The organism is Thiocapsa marina 5811 (assembly GCF_000223985.1).
Classification (GTDB): Bacteria; Pseudomonadota; Gammaproteobacteria; order Chromatiales; family Chromatiaceae; genus Thiocapsa; species Thiocapsa marina.
In genome coordinates this window covers 1-21,050 of the sequence record NZ_AFWV01000019.1, presented here as the reverse complement: position 1 = coordinate 21,050, position 21,050 = coordinate 1, and the positions used below count along the sequence as shown (strand labels likewise).

15 protein-coding genes are annotated in these 21,050 nt (G+C 61.1%); 10 read left to right on the top strand and 5 right to left on the bottom strand.

Features of this window, described 5'->3' with window-relative positions; all coding sequences use genetic code 11:
- Positions 1-38 precede the first annotated feature (38 nt).
- Entirely contained in the window at positions 39-2,465 is a 2,427-nt protein-coding gene (locus THIMADRAFT_RS21660) for a DEAD/DEAH box helicase (protein WP_040733711.1), read from the top strand.
- A 68-nt stretch (positions 2,466-2,533) separates the two neighbouring features.
- A complete protein-coding gene (locus tag THIMADRAFT_RS21655; RefSeq protein WP_007195259.1) occupies positions 2,534-3,823 on the top strand; it encodes a ribonuclease H-like domain-containing protein in 1,290 nt (429 codons plus the stop codon).
- Between the two features lie 594 nt (positions 3,824-4,417).
- Here THIMADRAFT_RS21655 and THIMADRAFT_RS21645 read toward each other — a convergent pair.
- The 5 genes from THIMADRAFT_RS21645 to THIMADRAFT_RS27200 form a co-directional block, all read right to left on the bottom strand.
- Entirely contained in the window at positions 4,418-5,458 is a 1,041-nt protein-coding gene (locus THIMADRAFT_RS21645) for a peptidylprolyl isomerase (protein WP_007195258.1), read from the bottom strand.
- A 636-nt stretch (positions 5,459-6,094) separates the two neighbouring features.
- Positions 6,095-7,972 carry a hypothetical protein gene (locus THIMADRAFT_RS21640; RefSeq protein WP_139052949.1) on the bottom strand — a complete coding sequence of 626 codons (1,878 nt, stop codon included), beginning with the start codon at positions 7,970-7,972 and terminating at the stop codon, positions 6,095-6,097.
- A 95-nt stretch (positions 7,973-8,067) separates the two neighbouring features.
- On the bottom strand, positions 8,068-10,107 hold the full coding sequence (locus THIMADRAFT_RS21635; RefSeq protein ID WP_007195256.1) for a dynamin family protein: 2,040 nt from the start codon (positions 10,105-10,107) through the stop codon (positions 8,068-8,070).
- A 388-nt stretch (positions 10,108-10,495) separates the two neighbouring features.
- Positions 10,496-12,136 (bottom strand): NERD domain-containing protein, encoded by a 1,641-nt coding sequence (locus THIMADRAFT_RS21630; RefSeq protein ID WP_007195255.1) that lies wholly within the window; start codon positions 12,134-12,136, stop codon positions 10,496-10,498.
- 25 nt (positions 12,137-12,161) lie between these two features.
- Complete coding sequence (locus THIMADRAFT_RS27200) at positions 12,162-12,326, bottom strand: hypothetical protein (RefSeq protein ID WP_007195254.1); 165 nt, start codon at positions 12,324-12,326, stop codon at positions 12,162-12,164.
- A 351-nt stretch (positions 12,327-12,677) separates the two neighbouring features.
- Here THIMADRAFT_RS27200 and THIMADRAFT_RS21625 point away from each other — a divergent pair, with 351 nt between their 5' ends.
- From THIMADRAFT_RS21625 to THIMADRAFT_RS21590, 8 genes are all read left to right on the top strand, one after another.
- Positions 12,678-14,453, top strand: coding sequence for a mechanosensitive ion channel family protein (locus THIMADRAFT_RS21625; RefSeq protein WP_007195253.1), 1,776 nt, complete (start codon positions 12,678-12,680; stop codon positions 14,451-14,453).
- Between the two features lie 362 nt (positions 14,454-14,815).
- Positions 14,816-15,055, top strand: coding sequence for a type II toxin-antitoxin system VapB family antitoxin (locus THIMADRAFT_RS21620; protein WP_040733693.1), 240 nt, complete (start codon positions 14,816-14,818; stop codon positions 15,053-15,055).
- Complete coding sequence (locus THIMADRAFT_RS21615) at positions 15,052-15,459, top strand: type II toxin-antitoxin system VapC family toxin (protein WP_007195251.1); 408 nt, start codon at positions 15,052-15,054, stop codon at positions 15,457-15,459. The genes THIMADRAFT_RS21620 and THIMADRAFT_RS21615 overlap by 4 nt, the downstream gene beginning before the upstream one ends.
- Positions 15,460-15,533: 74 nt before the next feature.
- Positions 15,534-16,613: an efflux RND transporter periplasmic adaptor subunit gene (locus tag THIMADRAFT_RS21610; RefSeq protein WP_007195250.1), complete on the top strand. Its 1,080-nt coding sequence runs from the start codon at positions 15,534-15,536 to the stop codon at positions 16,611-16,613.
- Positions 16,613-19,813, top strand: a complete 3,201-nt coding sequence (locus tag THIMADRAFT_RS21605; RefSeq protein ID WP_007195249.1) for an efflux RND transporter permease subunit — start codon at positions 16,613-16,615, stop codon at positions 19,811-19,813. Before THIMADRAFT_RS21610 ends, THIMADRAFT_RS21605 begins: the two co-directional genes overlap by 1 nt.
- Before the next feature lie 126 nt (positions 19,814-19,939).
- Positions 19,940-20,200 (top strand): UPF0175 family protein, encoded by a 261-nt coding sequence (locus THIMADRAFT_RS21600; protein WP_007195248.1) that lies wholly within the window; start codon positions 19,940-19,942, stop codon positions 20,198-20,200.
- Between the two features lie 172 nt (positions 20,201-20,372).
- Complete coding sequence (locus THIMADRAFT_RS21595; RefSeq protein ID WP_007195247.1) at positions 20,373-20,633, top strand: DUF4160 domain-containing protein; 261 nt, start codon at positions 20,373-20,375, stop codon at positions 20,631-20,633.
- The gene (locus THIMADRAFT_RS21590) at positions 20,588-20,908 is read left to right on the top strand and encodes a DUF2442 domain-containing protein (protein WP_007195246.1); all 321 of its coding nucleotides are present in this window, start codon (positions 20,588-20,590) and stop codon (positions 20,906-20,908) included. Before THIMADRAFT_RS21595 ends, THIMADRAFT_RS21590 begins: the two co-directional genes overlap by 46 nt.
- Positions 20,909-21,050: the final 142 nt, after the last annotated feature.

Below are 21,050 nucleotides of genomic sequence, written 5' to 3'. Positions count from 1 at the left end.
CAGTGAGCGGAATCGACAGCGTGCCTCTTTCGTATCCACTGACCCGCGCTGCCCGCGAAGAGACGATCATCGAGACGGCACCGAGCGAGGCGCAACCCGTCACGCGCCTGAAGGCCCATCTGCTCAAGGGCTATCGGGGGCGGATCGCCGGCGAGTCGACTCAGGCCGCGCGTCCCGCGCGCTGGCTCGATCTTCCGGACGATCTTGCGCCGCCGCTTGCCGAGGCGCTGCGGGCCGGCGGTCGCGCGCAGCTCTACAGCCATCAACGCGAGGCCTGGGATCTCGCCCGCGCCAAGCGGCATTTCGTGGTCGCTACGCCGACCGCCTCCGGCAAGACACTCTGCTACAACCTGCCGGTGCTCGATGCCGTGCTCGCGCAAGGCCGCAAGGCGCTCTATCTCTTTCCGACCAAGGCGCTCGCGCAGGATCAGGCCGCCGAGCTGATGGACCTGAGCCGTGCCATCCAAGCCGCCGGCGGGCCGGGCGTGAAGGCATTCACCTTCGACGGCGATACCCCCGGCGATGCCCGCAAGGCGGTGCGCACGCGCGGCGACATCGTGCTGAGCAATCCGGACATGCTCCACCAGGCGATCCTACCGCATCACACCAAATGGGCGCAGTTCTTCGAGGGGCTGGCCTTCATCGTCGTGGACGAGCTGCACACCTATCGCGGTGTGTTCGGCTCGCATGTCGCCAACGTCTTTCGACGGTTGCTCCGGGTCTGTCGTTTCTACGGCGTGGAGCCGACCTTCATCTTCGCCTCGGCGACCATCGCCAATCCCGCCGAGCTGGCCGAGCGTCTCTGCGGTGCACCGGTCGCGGCCATCGCCGAGTCGGGCGCACCGCAGGGCGAGCGTTATCTCCTGCTCTGGAACCCGCCGGTCATCAACCCGGATCTCGGGATCCGCGCCTCGGCCCGCTCCCAGACCACGCGGATCGCGCGCACGGCGGCCAAGCTGGGGCTGAAAAGCATCGTCTTCGCCCGCTCGCGCCTCATGGTCGAGGTCATCACCAAATACCTGAAGGACGTCTTCGACCGCGACCCGCGCAAGCCGCCGCGCGTCCTGGCCTATCGCGGCGGTTATCTGCCGAGCGAGCGCCGCCGTGCCGAGCAGACCATGCGCGCCGGCGCCGTGGATCTGGTGGTCAGCACCTCGGCGTTGGAGCTCGGGGTCGACATCGGCGCCCTGGATGTCGCCATCCTGAACGGCTATCCGGGGACAGTGGCCGCGACCTGGCAGCGGCTCGGGCGGGCAGGGCGGCGGCTCAAACCCAGCCTGGGCGTGATGGTGGCGACCAGCGACGCGCTCGATCAATACATGATGCGCCACCCCGAGTTCTTTTTCGGCGCCTCGCCGGAGCACGCGCGCATCCATCCGGATCAGCTCTTGATCCTCATGGACCACGTGCGCTGCGCCGCCTTCGAGCTGCCGTTTCGCGACGGCGAGTCCTTCGGCGCGGAGGATCTCGGCGAGATGCTGAGCTATCTGCGCGACGAGGGTGTCCTGCAGCACCAGGGTGACCGCTGGTTCTGGGTCGCCGACAGCTATCCCGCCAACGCGGTGTCGCTCCGCTCGGTCGCGGAGGGCAACTTCGTGGTGATCGACACCACCGGCGGTTCCCAGACGGTCATTGCCGAGGTCGACTACAGCAGCGCGCCGGGCACGCTCTACGAGGGGGCCATCTACATGATCCAGTCCCAGCCCTATCAGGTGGAGCGTCTGGACTGGACCGGCCGCAAGGCGTTCGTCACCCGCACCCGCGCCGACTATTACACCGACGCCATCGACTACACCCGGCTCAAGATTCTCGCCCGCTTCGACGGCCGCGCCCAAGGCCAAGGCGCGACGGCGCAAGGCGAGGTCCATCTCGTCAGGCGCTATCCTGGCTACAAGAAGATCCGCTACTACAGCCACGACAACATCGGATACGGCAACATCGACCTGCCGGATCAGGAGATGCACACCACCGCGGTCTGGTGGCAGGTCGAGCCGAGCGCGTTGGAGGCCGCGCTGCCGGACCGTCAGCAGGCGATCGACGGCTTTCTCGGCGCCGCCTATGCGCTGCACCACGTCGCCGCGCTGCGCTCGATGGCCGAGATCCACGATCTCGGCCGCTCGGTCGGAGACGGGCAGGGCACCTGGTTCGCCATCGTGGGCGCCGAGGGTCGCGGTCAGATGCGCGGACCGGACAACGCGCCCCTGGACCCGATGTCCGGCCAGCGCTTCGAGCCGACGCTCTTCCTCTACGACAACTATCCGGGCGGCGTCGGACTCTCGGCACCGCTCTACGACGACGCGTCCCTGTTGGTTGCCGACGCCCGTGATCTGGTCGCCGCTTGCGGCTGCACCGCCGGCTGTCCCGCTTGTGTCGGGCCGGTCTTGCGCGGCGACGAAGAGCTTGCCGTGACGCCACGGCAAGCCGCCTTGAAGGTGCTCGATCTCCTGAGCGGGGCAGGGGGGTGAGCGCATCGGTCGCTCGGGTGACGCCGCGAGCACCCGACCTCTCCGCCGTCGCGGAATGATCGCCCGGAATGACACTCAAAGACCGCCTTCAACGCTTGCGCGGAGCGGGTCCTGGCCCGGACGGACAGGGCAGCGCCCCGTCGTCGCCGACCGACAGACCCTCGCTGGCCGAGCGGATTCGTCGGGTGTCGGTCGGGCAGGCCCGGGCCGGTGGCGCGGGTGAACCGGGGGCCGACCGGTTGGCCGAAGCGGTCGGCGCGGTCGAGATCGCGCCCGGCGTGCTCTGTCTTGAGCGGCGGATCCCCGCGCGACAGCGGCACGGTCAGGTCTCGATCGGACCCTTCGATGGTGCCATGTGGGAGGCGTCGATCGATCCGGGCTGGGTGAGTCCGCCGTCGCGCCTCGAGCCCGAGCTCGAACGAGGGCGGTCGGTTCCGGCAGCAGCCGCCCCGGTCTGTCTCGATACCGAGACCAGCGGCCTGGCCGGCGGCACGGGGACCTGGGCCTTTATGACCGGTCTGCTGCGCGCACAAGCCGACGGATGGACCCTGCGCCAATACCTCCTGACGCGCCTCGATGCCGAGCCGGCTTATCTTGAAGCCATCGCCGCCGAACTCAGTGGCGCCGGGCTTCTCGTTAGCTACAACGGCCTGTCCTTCGACATCCCGCTGCTCACCACGCGGTTTCGCCTCTGCGGTCAAGCCGATCCGCTTCCGACGCTGCCGCATCTGGATCTGTTGAAGCCGGTGCGCCGAGCCTACGGCCGCGTCTGGCCCGATTGCCGACTCGCGAGCGTGGAGCAGCGCCTCTTGGGGTTCAAGCGCAAGGATGATTTGCCGGGCTCCGAGGCCCCGGCGGCCTGGCTCGCCTGGTTGCGCACGGGCGAGACGACCCCTTTGGCCGGCGTGCTGCGTCACAACCGCTGGGATCTGCTCTCGCTGGCGACCTTGATCCCGCGTCTGGGCGAGGTGTTCGACGATCCGGGTGCGTTCGATGCCGACATCCGTGCCGTGGCCGCCTACCATCATGCGCAGGGTCGATCCGATCGCGCTTTCGATCTACTCCGGTCCGGGTGCCGCCACCTGGATTCGGCCGGCTTGCTGGATTTGGCGCGTCTGCATCGTCGACGTGGCGACTGGGAGCAGGCTCTTGCAATTTGGGAGCAACTGGCTGCTGAAGGCGATGCCGATGCGTGCACGGCACTGGCGAAGTACCACGAGCACCGCACCCACGATCTTGACCGTGCCTTAGCGCTCGCCGCCGCGCTGCCGTCCGGTCCGCTGAAGGATCGGCGCTGCGCCCGACTGTCCGAGAAGATTCGCGCACGGGACGAATCAACCCAAGGGTGGTTCAGCTGAAAATGCCGAGATATCCTCAACCTTGCTCGGCGCGTTATACGATGTTTTGGAATGAGACGGCCCCGGCAGAATCAACGATCCTCGGAGCTGCCTCGTTTTAAGATGACAGAAAAAGTACAGCGGCAGCGGTCAGCTGCATTTTCCGCCAAGCCTGCCCCCATGCCCAGACGCCTCCGACTCCATCTTGAAGGCGAGCCGTTGCACGTCGCGCACCGCGGTCACGCAACCCCAGCGCCTCTTCCCTCGATTCACGCCGTTCATTAAGACGAGCCGGTAGGGTGGACGAGCGAGAGCGAAGTCCACCGAACCCCGCGCCGACGCTGGTGGACTGCGCTCCCGCTTCTCCACCCAGCGCAAAGTCATCGCAGTGGCCCGCGTTACGAGCACGGCCCTTCGATGCACAGGACGATCGCGTCTATCGGGCACGGCTGGGGGAAGCTCTGCCGCGCGAGCAATGCGTCCTGCATGCGATGACCGCGCAACGTCGAGAGCCCGTTGCGGTGACCTAAGGCTCCAAACACCGGATCACCCCCGGCTCTGCCGGGGGAATCCGCGCGTCTCATCCTGGATGAGTGCTGGCGTTGCCGGGGAGGTTTACTGAACCTGCTCCGGGAACGTGATTACGGACGTCTGCCTGAATGCATCGACCTTGGCGAGGACCTGCATTTGCAGCTCTTGCGCCCTCAGCTGCTTCTCGATTTGTGCCTTCATGTCCTCGAAGGGCACGGCTCCGGCCGCGTTCTTGCCCGTCGACTTGATGATGTGATACCCAAACTGGGTCTCCACCACCTCGCTGACATCACCCGGTTCCAGGCTGAAGGCCGCCTCTTCAAAGGGCGCGACCATTTGACCGCGTCCGAACTCGCCCAGATCGCCCCCTTGAGGCGCGCTCGGGCAGGTCGATTCCGTCTTGGCCAGCTCGGCAAAGTCTTCACCGGACTGCACCTGTTTCAGTAACCCCTCGGCCTTCTGCTTCGCCTTCTCCTTCTCCTCGGGCGTAGCGTTGGAATCCACGCCGATCAGGATATGGCTGGCACGGATGGATTCCGGCTTCTTGAATGCGTCGGCATTCTCGTCGTAGAAGGCCTTCAGCTGTGCGTCTGTGATCTCGATCTTCGACGCCACCTCGTTCTCGATGAAGGCATCGATCAAGATTCCCTGTTTAAGGATTTCGCGCAACGCATCCGGGGTCACGCCTTTCTGGGCGAGCGTCGTCTCCCATTCCTCCTCGCTGGCAAAACGCGACCTGATTTCAGCGAGCTGCGCATCGGTCTGCTCGTCGAGATCGGCGACCGTCTCATCCTTCGCGAGCTGATACAGAAGCTCCGAGCGGATCATGTTCTCCCGCGCGGTCTCCTCGATGCGTTCGCGCATGGCGGGGTCGAGCGGCGCAGCCGACCGACTTTGGGCCAAGAGGGCGCCGACGTTGCGGTCCAGCTCGGCGCGCGTCATGCCCACGCCGTTGATCGTCACGACGACATCCGCGGGGTCGCCGGATGTGGCCGAAGATTCAGCCGCCGGCGGAGCTGCCGTTGCCGCCGCTTGGGGCACGGTCTCCGCAGCCATGACGCCGCGCGCTCCGGCGAGTGCCAGCGTGACGGTGGCCGCGGTTGCCAGTTTGTAGAACAGGTGCATGCCGTGATTCTCTGTGGTGAAGAAAAAAGAAACGAAAGCCGGCGGTTTATAATCCCGGACAGCCAGACCACGCAACGACAAAGACCCGTTTCGGCCTCGATCGTCATCCCGACAACCGTCCCCCTGATTGCGCTCGGTCGGCTCGGGCGGTCGTGCGGCATGACGCCCGCACCCGCGGTTGCCGGCGCCACCCATCCATCTTGCCGGCAGGCGTGCCCTGTCCCAGGCCCGAGGCTCGCGCGGAACCTCAACTCGATAGGGGCCGATCGATGCATGGTTCTGAACCAAGACCAACCGATCGGAAACGTACGGTTTAGCGCCGAGATCGAAGCTGTGGCCGGACAACGTCGAGGACTGCGCCAGCGGGAACGCCCGCGCAAAACGGAAGCGGCCGAGCCTTGGGAGAGGCCGAGCAGCAGGAGTTGCCGATCTGGATCGACTGAACCTGACCCCTTTTTAGGGTGACTGGCGCGGATCGGAGTCAATCCGCGACCTGTCAACGAGAACCGCGGGCGCGTTGGCGGTACCGATGTTGCACTTCCCGACCGACACGAGCGTGCTTGGGTGCGAGGAAATACGTTGTGCCTTTGATCGAGGTCAGCTAAATGGTGACCCCTTTTTTTTACTTTTTTCAGCCTATTTCAGATTTTGCAAAAACAGTGAATGCTTTGACATGATTGCGTTAATCTGATTTTGCTTTTCGGCGCTAAGTAGTGCATCGATGTTCGCTTTGCAATCAAATGCCCACGCTGACACTTCCTCGGGAATGACTAAACCCCGTTCCTCAAGTGCTACAAGCGCAGTTGCAGCACAATACTCATCGTCGAACGTCCCATCCGGTCCGCGTTCAGGAACGACCCCATTAACATCTAAAACATACAATGCAGCTGCGAACGCGGTAATTCGGTCATTAAGAGACTCTTCATGGACCGCAGAGCGTAATAGGATGGACATCGCTTTAAACAAATCGTCTCCCTCAAATCCATCATTAAAGCTATGAAAGCCAGTGCCCTTCGGTGAATATGTGCCTTGTTCGTTGAGAAGTCGAATTACTTCTAAGCCGATATCAAGATTGCGCGAAAACACGCCTAAAATTGCCCTAAACACGCAAGATGTCAGCATGGTCATCATGCTTAATGAACGCTCCATGCTCTCGCGGCTAGGCATAACCCCTCGGTTTGCGACTTTCTGAGCCTGTGAGAAAGACTGATCAAAAGCCTCCGGAGTGGACTTGGCGATCAAATCCGCAAGTCGGTCCGTAAGACGATCAAAAATGTCTCCAGTCGTAGGATTTGGAGTAATTGTAGGCGATTGCGCCGATCCCGCAACCTCACGCTCCCACTCCGTAGAGTAATCTTGTTCTGTTTGGTCGGTCGAAGATAGATCCAGCGAGTCTGCCTTTTTTAATAGGTAATCGCAATGCTGCTTAAGCGACTCCCCCGCATCAACCAAAAATGATACGTTGCCGATCCTGTGCCTTATCAGGTCAGCTAAATCACTGGTGCTGGGCCATGTAAATCTCTCTTGTATAACACCTTTTTCACCGTCGCTTCCGAAATCGAAAAGCGTTCCAAGTGCGTTGAATTCATTCTCTAATCGAATGTCAGCCCCAGGGGGAAAGATCAGATGCCTTTGTATGAGTGAAAAGAACAGAGGGGTGTTTGTTTCCGCGTCAATCGCTTCACCGTAATTGGAGCGAAAGCTGCACTCTTCATACAGGAGCGCTCTTATCCGTCGGCTGTATGCTTCAAGGAGTTGATACCATTCCTCCCCGCCATTAGTAAGTATGATTAGGGCTGACGCAGGGATTCTGGCTCGCGAGTCCGATAAACCGAGCCAGCCGAAGCAATTATCAAGGAAGGTTTCAGCGCTCTCCGCAGTAGCTCGTACGGAACTTGGGCAATCCGGAATTGCTACGATCGAAGTGATTTGTTTGCAAATATCTTCGCCGATTTCATGTCGGTAGTTTAGCTCAATCTGCTCGACCGCGTCCCACTTCAAAAGCAGAGTAAGCCAAGTCGGGAAGTCGCCGCGAAGCATGCGTTCAGCATCATCCTTTTCTGTTTCGATGATTCGACTCTTCTGGTCTAAAAATCCTATCCTCGCTTCTTTCGTTTTGTATGTTGTACGAAGGCCGAAAGGGATTTTTATGCAATTTTCGAACTCTCGATAGTCATTCCTTTGTATACAATTAACCTCATTGTATAGCCTGACGCGCAAACGTGGATCTTCGCGCTGGGTGACCGGTGTGAAAATGATAGATTCGACCCTGTCTACATGTTGCCAAGAATCTGCTGGAATGCCTAATAAAGATCGTGCGGCCAAAGCCCAACTTTTCCCAAGAAGAACGATTGGAAGCCAAAGATCCCTGAAGCTCGTATTTGACCGACTCGCAATGGATCGATACTCACTATCGAGAATCTTTTCGGTCGAGCGGATAAAGCTTCGTAGTGGATCGAGATCCTGCGCAAGCGAGCCCGTTTCGACTGACTCCAATGCCTGAAGCAATTGCATCAGGGGGTCGTCGCTAAGACTTGGCTGAGGCAAGGTTTTAGCCAATATGACCGCAGCTCGATTGTAATGATCAGAGAGTCCTCTTAATGGTCTCATCAGCGGATACCTCTAGCCATCGAGCTGCACTCCTTTTCGATAATTCGAATCTGAGATCCTATGTCCGAAAACAAACGATCGAGATCCTCAGAAATGTCATCACCGGACTGAATTAGTGGTTTAATCTCATTTTCAAGTATTTCCCGAATGTCATTCTCAAAGGTCTTGAGCTTGGCATCGACATCGGGCTTGATGCGGTCACTAATATCGGCCCGCCGATTTTGTTTACGCGCCTTTTCTTTTACTTGCATTGCGGTGATCTCTCGGGCACGTTTTACATTGCTCCAACTAATAGCGAAAAGTGTGAATACGCCGGCTGCAAAGATAAAGTATTGCAGATACTGGACGCCAGTCGCAAGTTTATCTCCGACTAACCAAATGCCGCTGAGCCAGCCAGTTATTGCGGGTAGTATAAAGATCGCTGCAAGTATTAACAATGCCAAAGGCAGGTTTGTCGTAAATAGGGTTTTCAGGCCATCGAACAAAGCGCTGCTTACGTTTTTTGCAAGATCAGTTACACCCTGCGGAGGGTTAAATGGACTCTGTGATGTAGGCTTACAAAGGTCCTCGGTGAGATCTCGGCAAGCGTCATTGACCAGCTGCTTCATGCGTTTGATTTTGGATTTTTCAATGGGGTAATCATTGTCTAGGAAGCGTGTAATACTTCTTTTCACGCTGCGCTCAAGGGTGCGGTCAAGGCGATCGGGGAGAGTTTCCTTAATTAGGCGATGTGTCTCTATATTGACGTCCTTTGTGATCTCGTTCAATTGTTGACTCAAGTTTCCGGTCGTTGATATTGCAGCAACGCGATCCTCGACAGTCTCAGCGGCTTTATCTATGATGCGATCATACTCGCGAGTTAGTTCATCCTGAATTCTCTGAAATGCCTCTTCTAGTTCTTCTTCGTATGCTGCTTTTGGTCTTGTCGCCTCTAGCTCCGACTTCAACGTATAGTTAAGGCTGTTGTAGGTGGAGCAGAGGTTGCTGCACCCTTCGATAACGCGTCTTTTCCGATTGAGCTCTAGGTCGGACTGCTCCGAACGCATCGACTGTAGAACGATGACTTTGCTGCTAATATAGTTAGTGAGCGTAGTCCTGACATTGTCGATATTCCAGTCTTCCGTATAAAATTCACGTGCATTCGTTTCATACGGATTGGTCTGGTCTCGATAGTTTTTCGCCGAAACGAAAGTAACCCTTCCTTCCTCAACTGCATCCGACATCGCGGGGAAATACTTTATCAAGTCTTCACGGGCTTTCTGGCGTGCATCTTCCTCTGTGCTGATTCCCTTGTATGCGTCAGATTGTTGCCATAGGTCCCAGAATGTAACGACTGGAATGATAGGTCGTGTAGAGTATTTCAAAAATGGATTAACGGAATCGGCAACGCGTTTATTGATGGCGTCAGCTTTTACAGCCACGATAAGCAGCATAAACTCCTTGATCCAACTCTGTAGTGCTTGCTCATCTTTCCAGTAAGGCCCTCCTAGTCCGGGCGTGTCAAGTAACTCGATATTTTTTTCCGCCATCGACTGGAAGACGCCGGGATTGAGTTCGGATGTATTGAGCTTGATCCGAAAATGATGAACGCCTTGCAAAGAGCTCGGTCGCTTACCTGAGACTTTGCTTTGGTATTCTTCTGCTGGAATTGGTGACTCAATGCCGTCGTATTTCACCTCATGGAATTCATGACCCTGGCGGTCATCCTTAAAGCCAACTAAAGTACACATTGCAGTCACTACGCTATCGCCGGTGGGTAGCAACTCTCGGCTTTTAGGTGGGGATAATAGAGCGTTTAAAAGGCTAGACTTTCCGTGGGAGTAATGCCCGACAACGCCAACGTAGACTGGGCTATTGATTGCCCGGTCACATTCTTCAGCCGCGCGTTGAACGTCTTGCTTGAAATCTGCAAACCGTTCTTCAAATTTATCGAAATGACCAGTTTCCTTAAAGCGTTTAAGATAGTTTTTAATGCTTGCCCTGCTTGCTTCTTCGGCAATATTGTTAATTGTGTCGCTAAGTTTCTGATATTCGTTCACGCTAAACTCCGCTGGTTTTTAAATTGTCATAGGGGGTTCAAGATAACAACTAAAGAGGCGAAATATTGTATGTATGTTCCTGCCTTTAAGGACGTTGTTATCGGTCGAACGGTGCGTCGAAAAGTCAGTTTTCTGATTGCTATGGTTAGTGTTTTTACGGGTGTCGCAGGTAATTCATTGGCTTTTTGTTTGCGCAGTTTAGGGGTCGGTTTCAATGGATCTAAAGCAGTCGCTCTTGTCGCTTTGCATTCCCCATGGCCACGACCGTATGCGGTTTGCGGGGGCGATCCCGCTGACTCTGCTCACAATGCGGTCCGATCCTCGGCTCCCTGTCTGTTTAGAGTCGTTGGTTTCCCCGCTCGGTAGGCTTTGATCGAGCGCAATACCATCACGTGCCCCCCAACCGCTTCCCAATCCCACTCTCCCCCTTCACCAACACATCCACCCGCACCGTCGCCCGCCCCATCCCGCAATAGAGCAATCGGTCGAGGCGTTCCGGGTCCTTCTGATCCTCGACATCGGTCAGGATGATCGCCGGGGCGTCCTGGCCTTTGAATCGGTAGAGGCTGTCGAGTGTGATGTCGCCGTCGGTCCAGATCTGGACGCCGTCGGGTTGGTAGGTTCCGGTGAAGCGGCGGATGGTGTGGCGCCCGATGCGGTCGTGTTTCCAGAGCGGCGACTGGTCGACGCCGCGCAGCGAGAGGATGACGATCTCGTCGGGTGCGAAGCCGAGGCCGATCAAGTTGCCGACGACCGCGTCCAGGTGCTTGGCTTGATCGTCGGCATCGCGATAGGGGTGCACGCCCACACCCAGCCCGGGCAGGGGGTTGGCAGGCTCGAAGTCGAAGGGCAGATGGCTGCGCATGAAGCGGGCGATGCCGTAGGGGGAGCGGTAGTTGTGGCGCGAGTGCAGGCGCACGAAGCCCGGGAGATCGACCGGCGGTTTGCCGAGCAGGTTTTGATTCGGATCGTCGAGCCAGAGGATGCGGGCGTCCTCGGTGAGGAAGAGCTTGAGGATCTCCAGCCAATCGGCCTCGAAATCTTGGCCCTCGTCGAGGATGAGCACATCGAAGCGCCAAGCGTCCGGGATCGGGGCGGAGAGGACGCGGTCCTGCATGGTGCTCCAGAAGCCGGGTTGGTTCATGCCCTTGTAGTCCAGCGGCTCGCCGCGTGCGCGCAGGAACTGGTCGCAAAAGCCGTAGAAGGTTCGGGCGTGGACCTCGGGCAGCAGGCTTTGCAGGCGATCGGCGAGCGGTCGGTTGAAGCAGATCATAAGGACACGCCGACCCTGCTTGACCTGATCACGGGCGAACACGCCGGCCAGCAGACTCTTGCCGCAGCCGCCGGTGCCGGAGACGCGTACCCGAAACGGCGTCATCTCCAGGGTGCGGACCAGTTCGGCGAGGCCGCCGCCGTGGCGCACGAAGTGTTGCTCTTGGGCCCGTCGGTAGAGGTGGATCTGCGGGACGACCTCGAAGGTCTGGCAGAAGAAGTCTTCGACCAAGGTGCGTCGGGCGGGATCGGGTTCGCCGGGGCCGAGGATCCGTTCGATCCGCCGGGCCAGTCCGTCGGTGGCGGCGGCATCGAGGATGCGACTTTGGTCCAGGCCGGCCGCGTTGAGATTGCGGACGCGGTAGTCGGGGCAGTAGAGCAGATAGTCGAGGTCGAGCGGCGACGCGCTCCCGTGCTGCCACTGAAACTTGTCGCGGACCTGGTCCAGCGCGCGGTGAATCTGCGCACCGACCAACTTTCGACGCTGACCGTAGACCTTGACCAGGCCGTCCGGCGTTTCGCTCAGGACACCGTTCTTCTGCTCGATGCAGAGCACGGCGCCCGCGCGGTTGACCAGGATGAAGTCGATCTCGCCGAATCGGGTGACCTGGCCTTGGCTGAAGCTCCAATGGACACTGTGGAACACGGCATAGTCGGGGCCGAGTTGCGCCTCGAGCAGCGCCAGGGTCTCCAATTCTCCCGAATGCGCGCCCGCGAGCGCCAAGGGGCTGATGTCGGAGGGAATGATTCTGGCCATGAGCGTCCGTTCTCGATGGTGGGGATCAGCGTTTGCCGATGCCGACGACGCGTCCGACCTGATAGCGACCGGCTGGGCACTCGGCCTCGTCCTTGGCTGCTTCGGGTCCGGCGGCCCGGACGACCTTGCTGCGCGTGCTGCGACCGCCGTGATGGGTGGTGTCGCTGATTTGAGCGCTGTCGGTGTCCATCGTCGGGGACGTTCTCCATGAAATCGCAAGGACGTGTTTGAGTGTAGACGCGGCGCGGGTTGCGCGAATTGATGAGCGTCATGGTTTGCGACGGAGGTGCCGCCCGGAGCGGGCGAGTGCGCGCAGCGGGAAATGTTCGATGCTGCGTGCCCCGGCGGGGTCTGAAAGGACCGGGAGGATGCCGCGGTATGTCGCGGGGCGGAACGACGAGGCCGTGGAGCGGCGACGGATGCCGTTTTTATCTTCGTCGGGCGATTACCTGTATTCTGCCCCGAAGCATTGGTCACTCTGGCACCTTCTATGTGCGTTTGCTTCCGGAGGCTTTTCCGTCGCTCGAGGATCCCGGTTCCGATGACGGTCTCCCTGATTCTGCTGTGGCTAGCGGCTGCGCCGCTCTTCGCCGCGCCTCGAGCGATCGAGCCCTTGGCCAATCCGCTTCGCCCGCCGGATACCTCCAGTCCGCAGGCGACTGCGCGGAGCTTGATCGTCAACCTTGAGGAAGCCTACAAGATCGCAGAGGATCCAGGGAAATCGCGGGAAGAGACCCTCGAGCCGCTGCGCCGCGCTTGGCGTACCCTTGATCTGAGCGGTGTGCCGGCGGAGTTTGCCGCGGACATCGGCCTCGAGGCGGCTCTGCTGCTCAAGGAGACCATCGACCGCGTGGGTTTGCCGCCCTACGAGGAGATCCCGGACGCCAGGCGCGTGGAAATCGACGAGATCTTGAAATGGCGCATCCCCTACACCGAGATCACCATCGCACAGGTCCAGGAAGGGACTCGGACCGGCGAGTGGCTGTTCAGCCCCTTGACGGTGGAGCGCGCAGAGTCGTTTTTCGAACGGGTCTCCGATCTGCCGTATCGTGCAGAGGCAACGCCCGGACTCTACGACGCCTACAGCCTCACCCCGGGACCCGGTTTGAGCCTGTCCTGGAACGCGGGCCTGCCGGCTTGGCTTGGGCGACAGGTCTTGGGGCAGACGGCGTGGCAATGGATCGCCGCGGTCGTTGTGCTCATGGCTGGTTTTGCTTTGGGCGTGGCCGGCTATCGCGCCGGACGGCGAGCCGATAAGCGCCGTCGAGAGCAACATCAGATCTCGCGAAGGGGGGCCATCCTGGCCCTCTTGTTCGGGGTCGTCCTGGTGCAGGGTGTGAAGTATTTCATCAACGAGATCGTCAACTTCACCGGCCACATGCTGATCCTGGACAAGCAGTTCTTCGTGATCCTGGAATACACGCTGCTTGGCTGGCTCGCGGTCTTGATCCTGACACAGATCCCGGAGGTCGTGATTCGCTCGCGGCACTTGCGTCCACGGGGCATCGACAGCCAACTTCTCCGGCTCGGGTTCAAGCTATTGGCGTTCGTCGCGATCGCTGCATTAGTGGTGGACGGGGCGCAGCGCATCGGCCTGCCTGCGTATTCGGTCATTACCGGCCTCGGCGTCGGCGGTCTGGCGGTCGCCCTGGCCGCTCGCGAGACGCTGGCGAATCTCCTCGGCTCGTTGGCGATCATGCTCGATCGACCCTTCCGGATCGGCGACTGGATCAAGATGAACGACAACGAAGGAACGGTCGAAGACATCGGCTTTCGCAGCACCCGGATTCGTACCTTTTACGATTCGCTGCTGTCGGTGCCCAATTCGGTCACGGTGAATGCGGCGATCGACAACATGGGCGAGCGGACCTATCGCCGTGTCACGACGAAGCTGAATATTCGCTACGACACCGGGCCGGAGCGGATCGAGGCCTTTCTCGAGGGTATCAAAGAGATCATCAAGGCCAACCCGGCTACACGCAAAGACTACTTTCACGTCGTCATGCACGACTTTGGCCCTCACGGGCTCGATGTCCTGTTGTACTTTTTCCTGCAGGTCCCGGACTGGTCCGCGGAGCTTGTCGAGAGGCAACGCGTGTTCCTCGAGATCATGCGGCTCGCGGATCGATTGGGCGTGGAATTCGCATTTCCGACCCAGACGATCGAGGTGGAGACCATGCCGGGACAGCCGCATCAAGCGCGACCCGTGCAGGAGCCGACAGTGCTCTCGGCAGTCGCGCGTGACTTCGGCGCGAACGGCAGTGCCGCCCGCCCGCGCGGCTTGGGACTCTTTACGCCGCCGTGCGAGGAGCGCTGAGCATCTCGCTCAGCGGTGGCATGGAGGCCATGGTCGGGGCGACGGGACAAGTGCTTCTGCGCTCGGGGAGTATGTAGCGGCGCGAGGAACCATCCCGAACGGGTCCGCCTTCGGTGTCGATCAAAGCCGGCGCCGGCGGCTCCGTCTCAGTGACATTCCAGCCCGTCCTCCAACTCTCCGAGTGCGGCTCCGTCGGCATGTCCGCCCGGGTAGACGGGTCATGCTGTCGGGCTCGGCGAGAGGATAAAGCCGAGCTAGACCGGTCCCCGGAGCCGATTGAAGGCCGAATCGGCGGGCCGTTTGCGATGACCGGCAGGCATGCCTATATTGACGGTGTTGATTTCAATATCGAGCGTCTCTCCATGCCTCTGCAAATCGCCAATCCCGCCGTCGTCGGCAAGGTCGAGCGGCTCGCCCGAGTGACCGGTTTGAGTAAGACGGCTGCCGTGGAGCGCGCGGTCGATCAATTGCTGCGAGAGCTCGATGGCGCCGCCGAGCCAGCCGCCTGCATGCGTGCGCTGCTGGCGCAGCTCGATCGCATCCCGGACCGAGCGGACGCCTTCGATCCTCTCCCTTGGGATGAGGCAGGACTCCCCGAATGATCGTCATCGACACCTCGGCGCTCGTGGCGATCGTCTTCGGGGAGCCGGAACGCGAGGCATTTGTCGACATCATCCAGAAAGCGCCGCGCGCACTGATCAGTACCCCGACCGCGTTGGAAGCCCGCATGGTCGTGCATGGCCGACGGGGCGAGCGCGCGGTCGTGCTGTTGGATGATCTGCTGCGCCTGCCGATGTTCGAGCTGGTGGCGCCGGGCAAGGCCGAGCTGCAAGCCGCGTTCGCGGCCTTTGTCGCCTACGGTCGGGGCAGTGGGCACGCGGCCGGCTTGAACTACGGCGACCTATTCAGTTACGCGCTTGCCAAGGTCCGCGGACTTCCGCTGCTGTTCAAAGGTGAGGATTTCTCGCAGACCGATATCCTTCCTGTTTGGCGACCCGCGTCCTGACATTCGGTATCTCGGTACAGCGTCACGAGGCCGAAGACATCGCCTTGATCCCGATGAAAACGAGAGGACACTGAATGCGTCACCACCCTTGGCGCCATTGCCTGCAGGTCTTCCTGATCTGCGCGCTGACGACGCCCGCGTGGGGTCAAGAGCCGCCCGGTGTGCAACTGGCGAATGTTGAAACCACCGAGATCGTCGAGGAGGTCCGACTCACCGGAACCGTGAACGCGCTGCGCAGCTCCCGTTTGTCCACGGCGGTTGCCGGCCTGGTGAACAAGGTCGCGGTCGACACGGGCGCGAAGGTCAGTCAAGGCGACCTGCTGATCGGGCTGGACGATGAGCAGGCGCTGTTCGAGCTGGCCGGGGCCCGTGCCGAAACCGACGAGGCCCGGGCGCGGCTGGAGGAGGCCCGTCGCAGGCTGGAGGAGGCCCGGTCGGTGGGGCGCGGGAACATTGCCGAGACCGAAGTCAGCACCCGGGAGACCGATGTTGCCGCCGCAGAGGCCGCGGTCGCCCGTCTGCAGGCCGCCGAAGCACACCGGCAGGTGGTGTTGCGCCGACATCGCGTGGAGGCGCCGTTCGACGGTGTCGTCAGCGATCGTTCCAGCGAACTGGGCGAGTGGGTCACGCCGGGAGACGCCTTGCTGACGCTCGTGGACACCGACAATCTGCGGCTGGATTTTCAGGTGCCCCAGGAGGCCTACCGCCGGATCGATGAAGGCTCGGAGTTGCTGATCGACGGCGCCGGTCCCGAAGGCAACCCCATCACGGCCGAGATCGATGCCTTGGTCCCGGTCGGCGAATCGCAATCCAGAACCTTCCTGCTGCGCGCGATTGCGCCCGACGGCTTTGCCGCCCTGCCGGGCATGGCCGTCGATGCGGTGCTGCGGGTCTCCGTCGGGGGGACAGGGTTGACGGTGTCCCGCGATGCGATCAACCGCTACCCGGACGGTCGTGTCAGCGTCTGGATTGCCGAGCCGACCGATGGGGGGCTTTTCGCGGTCCGGGAGAAACGCGTGACCACCGGCATCGGCTTCCACGATCGGGTCGTCATTGTCGACGGCTTGCAAGGCCATGAGCAGGTCGTCGTTCGAGGCAATGAATCCCTGGATGACGGCATGAAGGTGCGCATCTCCGAGCGGACGGCGCGCTGATGTTCTCCCGCATCATCCGGCACGGCACCCTGGTGGCCGTGATCACCCTGATCCTGGCGATCCTGGGCACTGCCGCGGCCCTGCGCATTCCGGTCCAGATGATCCCCGATCTGGAAACCCGCACGGTGACGGTGGAGACCCGGTGGCCCGGCGCGACCCCGCAAGACATCGAAAAGGAGATCCTCATCGAGCAGGAGCGCTACCTGCGCAATGTCCCCAATCTGACCCGAATGATCTCGTCCGCGTCCTTCGGCGCATCGGAGATCGAGCTGGAATTCCCGTTCGGTGTGGATATCACCGAGGCCCTGATCCAGATCAACAACGCCCTCAGTCAGGTGTCCGATTACCCCCGCAACGTGGACGAGCCCCGCATCGTCGCGGCGTCCTTCTCCGCCAACGCCTTCATGTACTTCCGGATCTCCACCCTGATAGGCAACCCCCGCGAGCTGGACATCGACCTGATGCGGGACTTTGTCGAAGACCGGGTTCGGCCGCGCATGGAGAGCGTGCCGGGGGTGTCCGAGGTCACCGTCGGCGGCGGTGCCGAGCGCCAGATCCAGATCACTGTCGACGAGCTGAAACTGGCCCAGCGCGGACTGAGCCTCCTGGACCTGCGGGACGCCATCACGGCACGGAATCGCGATGTGTCCGGCGGCGAGATCGATTCGGGCAAGCGCTCCTACCTGCTGCGCACCCTGGGACGGTTCGAAGATCTCGAGGAGCTGGAGCAGTTGGTGGTCTCGCGCACCGGCGACAGCGTTGTCAGACTCTCGGATGTAGCCAGCGTGCGTCAGGACCACTCCCGGATTCGCGCCCTGTCGTTCGTCAACGGCCAGCGGGTGCTGGGGTTGCAGGTCAGGCGGGAGAGCGGCTCCAACGTCATCGACATCAAGCGGGCCATGTTGAAGGAAGTCGACGCCATCAATCGCGAGGTGTTGGAGCCCGCCGGGCTGCGGCTTGAGTTGACCTCGGACGATGCCCGCTATGTGGAGGCATCGGTGGCCAACGTCCGCAACAATCTGGCGATCGGTGCGGTGTTTGCGTCCCTGGTGCTGTTTCTGTTCCTGCGCTCGTCGCGGGCCACGCTGGTCGCGGTAATCGGCATCCCATTGTGCACCATCGCGGCATTCATGGGCCTGCTGCTCGCCGGGCGCACCATCAACGTCATCTCGTTGGCCGGCATCGCGTTCGCCATCGGGATGACCGTGGACAACAGCATCGTGGTGCTGGAGAACATCGAGCGCCACCGCCGTCTGGGGCTGAATCGGTTCGATTCCGCACTCAAGGGCGTCCAGGAGGTCTGGCCGGCAGTGCTCGCATCCACCATGACCACCATCCTGGTGTTCCTGCCCATCCTCTTCATCGAGCAGGAAGCGGGACAGCTTTACTCCGATGTGGCCATTGCGATCTCCGCCGCCATTCTGGCCTCCATGCTGGTGGCGATCACGCTGATTCCCACGCTCAGTGCACGGATGGGCTTCGGTGTCCGCGAAACGGCCGCGGACGGATCTGGCAACGCGCCATTCGAAGGTCGGGCCGGCGGCTGGGCTGGGGGCTGGGTCGGGGGCATCGTGGGTGGCGTGCGCTGGCTGGTCGGCAGTGCCGTGCGACGGAGCCTGACCATCCTGGTCACGGTTGCGCTGAGCCTCTGGATCATCCTGACGCTGACACCCCCCGCCGAATATCTGCCCGAGGGCGAAGAGCCGAAGACCTTCGCCTCCATGAACGCGCCACCCGGCTACAACCTGTCGGAGATGGAGGCCATCGCCAAACAGATCGAAGGCCATTTTCTGCCGCACGTGGGGGCCGAGAGCGATGCCTTTGACGCCGGCGAGGTCTCGGTGCCGCCGATCGCCTTCCTGAACATGCAGGTGCGGCCCACCAACGTGCGCATCATCGCCGAAACCATCGATCCGCTGCACATCGAGCCCTTGATGGACGAGATCACCGGGTTCTACGAGCAGTTTCCGGGCATGCGTTCATTTGCGGCCAAGGGCTCCATCATCTCAAGCAACGACGGCGGGACCCGCAGCATCAACCTGGATATCTCCGGTGCGGATCTCGTGTCGGTCTACCGCTCGGCCAACGCCGCCTACGAACGCGCCCGTGAGATCTTCGACAACCCGCGCATCCAGACCCAACCGCCCACCCTGTCTCTGGCCCAGCCCTCGATCCAGGTGCGCCCGGACTGGAATCGGGTCGCCGAGCTGGGTCTGGACACCGAGGCGATCGGCTTCACTATCGCAGCCCTGACCGAAGGGGCGTACCTCGACGATTTCTTCCTCGACGACGACAAGATCGACATCTACCTGTACGGCAGCCAGGGCCGGGAGCCTCGCCTGGACGAGCTGCCACACGTGATGATCCACACGCCCGGAGGCGCCACCCTCCCGCTGTCCGGCCTAGCCACCATCGAGGAGGCCGTGGACGCCGGCACGGTGCGCCGGGTGGACGGTCGCCGAACCGTCACCCTGAACGTGATTCCGCCGGACGACGTCCCTCTGGAAACGGGAGTCGAGCGCGTGAAGGAGGATCTGCTGGGCGCCATGCGCAGCAGCGGGGAGCTGTCCTCGGACGTCAGCGTGGAGATCTCCGGGGCCAGTGACCAGCTCGACGCCACCCGCGACGCCTTGAGCGGCAACTTCCTGATTGCCCTGGTCATCATCTACCTGGTGCTGGTGGCGATCTTTGCGCATTGGGGCTTCCCGCTGCTGATCATGACTGCCATTCCATTGGGCATCGCCGGCGGCATCGTCGGGCTGGCGCTGCTGAACCTGGTCGGCAGCTTATTGCCGACGATCGGCCTGATGCCCCTGAGTCAGCCCTTCGACATGATCACCATGCTGGGCTTCCTCATCCTGATGGGGACGGTCGTGAACAATCCGATCCTGGTCGTGGATCAGGCCCGCCAAAACCTCCGCCAGGAAGGCGTGTCGGTGGTGGACGCCGTGGTGGACGCGGTCCAGACCCGCCTGCGTCCCATCGCTATGACGACCCTGACCACTATCTGCGGCCTGTCGCCGCTGGTCTTGCTGCCCGGGGAGGGCACCGAGCTTTATCGCGGTGTGGGGGTGATTGTGTTGTTCGGGTTGATGGGTGCGGCGACGGTTACCGTTACATTTCTGCCGGCTTTGACTGTGGTTGTGCTGTCGTGGGGGGAGAAGCGGGCGACGAGAAGCGATTTGCCGTTGTCGAATTGAGCCGGCCCCGTTTCCCTCGCATGAGATCCGGGAGAGCCACGGCGTCGAGCCACGATGGCACGTCTTCTGCGCTAAACTTGACAAGACCGATCACCCGATTCAGCCAATCAAGTCCGGGGCCCGACCATGCCGACACCAACCATCAATCCGGACTTCGCCACGGTGCTGGAGCCCCTCGGGAACGGTGCCGGCGATTTCTTCCTCGCCGCCGGTCTGTACCAAGCGCACAAGATCAGCTTCGGCGCCGCCGCGGCCCTCGCCGGCCTTGGCTACGAGGAGTTCCATTACCGGCTTAAGGAGCACTTCGGTCACGGTTTTGTCGTCGCCGAGGAGACCGTGGAGGACGACCTGCGGCTGGTCGAAGCGCTCGTGGACCGGCGCTCGTGAGACTCGTCACCATCGTCGGGTCCCTTCGAGCGGCTCGGGAATCACGGAGCCTAGCCCGGAAGAACCACGAGCCAAGACGTCAATCTCCCTGCTCACCCGGGCTTGCCCCTAAACCTCGTCCGGCTTAGGATCGCCGACAAATCGATTCGCACACGGAGGCTGAAATCACTGGATGCCCACCATCAGCCAATTCTTCGGAATCGTGATCCAGATGTTTTGGCGCGAGCACGCACCGCCGCATTTTCATGCCCTTTACGCCGAGCATGAAGCGCTGATCGATATCCGCACGCTCGAAGTCATTGGTGGACGACTGCCGAAGCGAGCGCTCGCCCTGACAATCGAGTGGGCCGTCGAGCACCGCGAAGAATTGATGGAGGATTGGAAACTATGCCAATTGAAGCAGCTTCCGAGACGGATCGCGCCATTGGAGTGATTCCAGCCGCTCCTTGGCGCGTGAAGGGATTGTCGATATTGCCGGACTATCGCCTGGCGGTGACCTTCCAAGATGGCACCAGCGGCGTCGCAGATCTCTCGGCGGTCACCTCGGCTCATGACCGCGGCATCTACGAACCGCTCAAGGATCCGAGCTACTTTAAGCAAGCGCGTCTTCAAATGGGTGTCGTCACCTGGCCGAACGGGGCGGATCTCGACCCGGCTTGGATGTATGAGGAACTGACGCAGTTTAAAACGTGGTCTGTTCCCTTTTAGTAACGATTCACTTACAAGTAACGCATTTTATCTCAGGCGTTTTCTATAAAAAGAGCGTTACCGACTTGAAAAGGAGCCGACCTGCTGCGAGCATCGCTCCCGACGATCCGAACGGGAGTGGTCGCTCTATGAACGAATTTCC

What these genes read in the sequence shown, in the direction of transcription:
- THIMADRAFT_RS21655 (WP_007195259.1), top strand. Translation starts at nt 2,534, where the DNA reads ATGACACTCAAAGACCGCCTTCAACGCTTGCGCGGAGCGGGTCCTGGC.
- THIMADRAFT_RS27200 (WP_007195254.1), bottom strand. Translation starts at nt 12,326, where the DNA reads ATGGACACCGACAGCGCTCAAATCAGCGACACCACCCATCACGGCGGT.
- THIMADRAFT_RS21640 (WP_139052949.1), bottom strand. Translation starts at nt 7,972, where the DNA reads ATGCAATTGCTTCAGGCATTGGAGTCAGTCGAAACGGGCTCGCTTGCG.
- THIMADRAFT_RS21615 (WP_007195251.1), top strand. Translation starts at nt 15,052, where the DNA reads ATGATCGTCATCGACACCTCGGCGCTCGTGGCGATCGTCTTCGGGGAG.
- THIMADRAFT_RS21595 (WP_007195247.1), top strand. Translation starts at nt 20,373, where the DNA reads ATGCCCACCATCAGCCAATTCTTCGGAATCGTGATCCAGATGTTTTGG.
- THIMADRAFT_RS21610 (WP_007195250.1), top strand. Translation starts at nt 15,534, where the DNA reads ATGCGTCACCACCCTTGGCGCCATTGCCTGCAGGTCTTCCTGATCTGC.
- THIMADRAFT_RS21625 (WP_007195253.1), top strand. Translation starts at nt 12,678, where the DNA reads ATGACGGTCTCCCTGATTCTGCTGTGGCTAGCGGCTGCGCCGCTCTTC.
- THIMADRAFT_RS21605 (WP_007195249.1), top strand. Translation starts at nt 16,613, where the DNA reads ATGTTCTCCCGCATCATCCGGCACGGCACCCTGGTGGCCGTGATCACC.
- THIMADRAFT_RS21620 (WP_040733693.1), top strand. Translation starts at nt 14,816, where the DNA reads ATGCCTCTGCAAATCGCCAATCCCGCCGTCGTCGGCAAGGTCGAGCGG.
- THIMADRAFT_RS21645 (WP_007195258.1), bottom strand. Translation starts at nt 5,458, where the DNA reads ATGCACCTGTTCTACAAACTGGCAACCGCGGCCACCGTCACGCTGGCA.
- THIMADRAFT_RS21630 (WP_007195255.1), bottom strand. Translation starts at nt 12,136, where the DNA reads ATGGCCAGAATCATTCCCTCCGACATCAGCCCCTTGGCGCTCGCGGGC.
- THIMADRAFT_RS21590 (WP_007195246.1), top strand. Translation starts at nt 20,588, where the DNA reads ATGCCAATTGAAGCAGCTTCCGAGACGGATCGCGCCATTGGAGTGATT.
- THIMADRAFT_RS21600 (WP_007195248.1), top strand. Translation starts at nt 19,940, where the DNA reads ATGCCGACACCAACCATCAATCCGGACTTCGCCACGGTGCTGGAGCCC.